General features: G+C 42.2%; 5 protein-coding genes. 1 reads left to right on the top strand and 4 read right to left on the bottom strand.

Features of this window, described 5'->3' with window-relative positions; all coding sequences use genetic code 11:
* The 3 genes from ACFIM6_RS09450 to ACFIM6_RS09460 form a co-directional block, all read right to left on the bottom strand.
* Window positions 1–632: portal protein (locus tag ACFIM6_RS09450; protein WP_375612621.1), on the bottom strand; the 632-nt coding region annotated here is incomplete at its 3' end.
* A complete protein-coding gene (locus tag ACFIM6_RS09455; protein ID WP_375612622.1) occupies window positions 617–1,945 on the bottom strand; it encodes a PBSX family phage terminase large subunit in 1,329 nt (442 codons plus the stop codon). The genes ACFIM6_RS09450 and ACFIM6_RS09455, both read right to left, overlap by 16 nt.
* On the bottom strand, window positions 1,926–2,261 hold the full coding sequence (locus ACFIM6_RS09460) for a hypothetical protein (RefSeq protein WP_375612623.1): 336 nt from the start codon (window positions 2,259–2,261) through the stop codon (window positions 1,926–1,928). Before ACFIM6_RS09460 ends, ACFIM6_RS09455 begins: the two co-directional genes overlap by 20 nt.
* Before the next feature lie 202 nt (window positions 2,262–2,463).
* Here ACFIM6_RS09460 and ACFIM6_RS09465 point away from each other — a divergent pair, with 202 nt between their 5' ends.
* Window positions 2,464–3,078 (top strand): hypothetical protein, encoded by a 615-nt coding sequence (locus ACFIM6_RS09465; RefSeq protein WP_375610919.1) that lies wholly within the window; start codon window positions 2,464–2,466, stop codon window positions 3,076–3,078.
* Between the two features lie 9 nt (window positions 3,079–3,087).
* On the opposite strand, the gene ACFIM6_RS09470 is transcribed toward ACFIM6_RS09465, so the two are convergent.
* On the bottom strand, window positions 3,088–3,579 hold a 492-nt coding region (locus tag ACFIM6_RS09470; protein WP_375612624.1), incomplete at its 5' end, for a hypothetical protein.

Below are 3,579 nucleotides of genomic sequence, written 5' to 3' on the forward strand. Positions count from 1 at the left end.
AGCTCTGTCCAATGAGATTTGGGAAACATCTGCTTAGCTACTTCTAACGGCTTGCGGTCTACATACCACAAACGTTGCGCATCGGTTAAATTCGGTTGCACTGCCGCACTATCCCAGACCATTTTTAAAGGATCTAAACGCGTAATGACCGGTTCACCATCGAGGCTGTTCTCATAATCAAGGCGGGTATCAGTCCACCCCATTCCACAAATGACAGCATCTTGGAAAGCATCACTATCTGCATATTCAGCATGTGCCATGTCGCGAAACCATTCTGCTGCTCCTGTAAGCAATTCACTTGGCAATGCCTTCCCTATTTGACGAGGAATGAATTGCACTTCTCGCTTATTGTTGCGTTCTGAACCCACAACAGCATTCACAAGCGGAGCAATACGATTAAAAGTCATAACGGGGCGGCGTTGCTTTTTTAACGCCGATAAATCTTCTTCATTCCATTGATCACCATTGTAAAAACCAAAATCCTCCCGCGCATGTTCACGCCATTTGTTCACATGCTCCACATCTTCTTTGTACCAACTCACAAGCTTACGAAACAAACCTTCATGAGAGAGATCAGATACATTGCTGTCTTTTTCTAAACGTTCATCATCATGCATCATTCTGCCATCCATGAGGTACTCTCATATTCCATTCTGCCGCTATAAGCTGGTCGCTTTTGTATTTCTTTTGGTGGTTTGTATGAAATACACATCAGTCCAAAGGCATCTGCCCCATGACTGGACCAATCATGCTCTGCTCCCAAGCCAATATTACGCTTCTCATCCCATTTCTCGTGATACCAGTTCAGTGCCTTACGTCCTGCTACTGTCGTCTTCTCATTAAACCAAACAGAAGGCAAAACACGGCGGACTGTTTCTATACGTATCTTAACAGCCCCTGCTCCCTGATTAGGGATAACTTTTGTTTGAAAGCCTGCCTGTTTAAGAGCGCTCTCAAAACTCACATTGTGCACACGGTCTCTGGTCGCACCGTCATGGGGGAGAACCATCAATGCCTTCTCATAACCATTTTGACGCAACCAACCGATATGTTCGGATAAAGGCTGTCCCTGTGCTTCGTAATAATCAAGCACTCTGATCTCTCTACCAACAAATTGCGCTATCCATATCGCCGTGGCATCTGCCTTGGCGCCTGTCCCCCCAATGTCCCAAAAAGCACGTATTTGCATTAAAGGATCACGAGCAACACGCCCTATCCGCCCCTCTTGCTCGGCTGCCAACATCTCTTTCTGATAATAAGCACCTTGAACCGCTGTAAGATAAGCCCCCTCCCAGATATGCTTATAAGTCTCTGGACGGTTTCTCAGATCATCCAATCGCGCTTCATTCAAGATCTTAGGAAACTTCGGATTGTCTGACCAATTGATCTCTACACGCTTAATGGCTTCATTGTCTGAAAAGCGAAACCGCTTCTCAACGGGGGCATTCTCTCGCAACGGGTTCCATGTCACCCATAATTCTGCATTCCAATCTTTTCCTTCTTCGCGCAAAGTTGGAATAAGTGTTTGCCAAGCCGTCTCTGTTACCGGCTCTGCTTCATCAACCCAACAAAGCAAAATGCGCCCCATCGATTTAATGCTCGCAATATTACGGTCAAGACCAGAAAACTGAAAGGCTACGCGACCATCTATCGACTTAATCGACGATTCCCCAACCTTGTAATAGTCCTTTAAAAAGTCGTGCGCTTCAATGGCGCGCTTAATCTCCTCCAATGAACTTTCTGCCAAAGAATTCTGAAACTGACGTGCACAAAGAATGGTCCCCGATATCCCCTGCATACCAAATTGATAGCCTTTTAAAGCAGCCATCAAGGCAAATGATCTTGTCTTCCCAGACCCTCGTCCACCCCAAGCCGCTCGTACCAAAGCGTCTCCTGTAAAAATCGGTATAAGTTTTGGTACAATCTTAATCTGTCTTGTCGTCATTCATTGTTAAAGGAGCAATTTCTACACGCGTTATCACCTTAATGGCTCCCCCATCTTCACCTGTTACCTGTAAAGGCAACACCTTACCAAGCAACGCTAAATAAGCAGCGGGGCATTCCATAGCCTGCTTTTCCAAATAGGAGATCAAACCATCATTGCCAATTTTATTCCCAGCATTCTCAGCAGCCTTAACCACTGCTTCTTTTAAAATGCGCGTCATCTTATTCGGAACGCCTTTGACACGCCCTTGACCTGCCTTTGGTGGTATACGCTTTTTAATGGGTTGTGGAGCCTGATGTGTATTTTCTGATGTCATAAAATACGCCCTCCAGATAATAAAAAACCCCGCATTTGCGGGGATTTTGAACTGTACATTTCCCTCTCTAGACACAATACACCTAAGTACAGCAATGTCATTAAATACGATTTGCTACACTTTGTCAACACTAAAATAACACATATTGATAATTTCAAAGGGAATCGGTTAAACAGCGCTTATAATAATTTAGGGATTTAAAATGATGAAATCATTATTCATAACACGCATCATAACATTTATAGCTTTCTTTTCTATATCAGCGCTACCTGCATCAGCGTCATTTGGATTTATAGACAAATTGACGCGTATGTTTACAAGTGTAGATACTAAAGAGAAGTATAATCAACTTTACAACAAATACGTAAGTGAATCATATATTGGCTCTATGCATTCTGAAAAGATACGCAAAGCAGAAGAACTTTCACTCATCATGGGCACAGAATATTCGTTTTTTAAACAGGAATATATATTGTATCGTCACATATTAGTTGTTGGTTGTGCATCCATTGTGAGTATATTGCGGGGTGATTATAATAAGGAGATGTCGCAAATGGATCTACCCAATGTAATAAAGCGTTTACGCGATGAATATGATTGGAGTGAAAGCGATTTGATGTGGGCATACGACGTGGTCAATGATAACGAGGATCCAATGATTTATTATGCAAAAAAATTTCTTAAGCGTTACGATTTCAGAAAAGAACAAGTAAATAACCTAGTATATCAAGTGAAAACAAATGATCATAAAGGTTTAAAGGAATCCATTGAATTTTGCAGAAACTTACAAACGATATACAATATAATGAAACCGTAATAGAGATTGTCATTTACGATCAAAATGTTTCTGAAGAGCATTAAGAGAAACACGTAATGAATTCACAAGATATGGTAGCATTTGATCTTCTATAACGAGGGACTTTAACGCAGCGTGAAGATTGTACTGTCTATAAAGGCATTGTGCTTCTTTTAGTGCCTCTTGCATGTTTATAAACTGCTCTGTTGCAAATTCTACCCATTTGTCTCTTGCCTTATCATCAGATGATGACGGCATTTCGTCATAAATTGCATTAGGCAAGCCTTTTGCACAAAGGTAATTATTTCTTATCTGTAGGTACTGTTGCGCGGCATCATATTGCTCTTGAGTAATCACGCCTTGCAAACAAAGCCGCCCGATATAGGTACCAGAAAGTGGATTTTTTGCCTCCTGTAGCGTTAAACCGAAGCGCTTTGCACGCATTTCTATTGCCAATTTATCAACGGCTTCACGCGGTGCTTTTGCACGTGATATACGTCCGTTTGGTTCTCTTACCTGCCC

Source organism: Bartonella sp. AA9NXGY (assembly GCF_042196845.1).
GTDB lineage: Bacteria > Pseudomonadota > Alphaproteobacteria > Rhizobiales > Rhizobiaceae > Bartonella.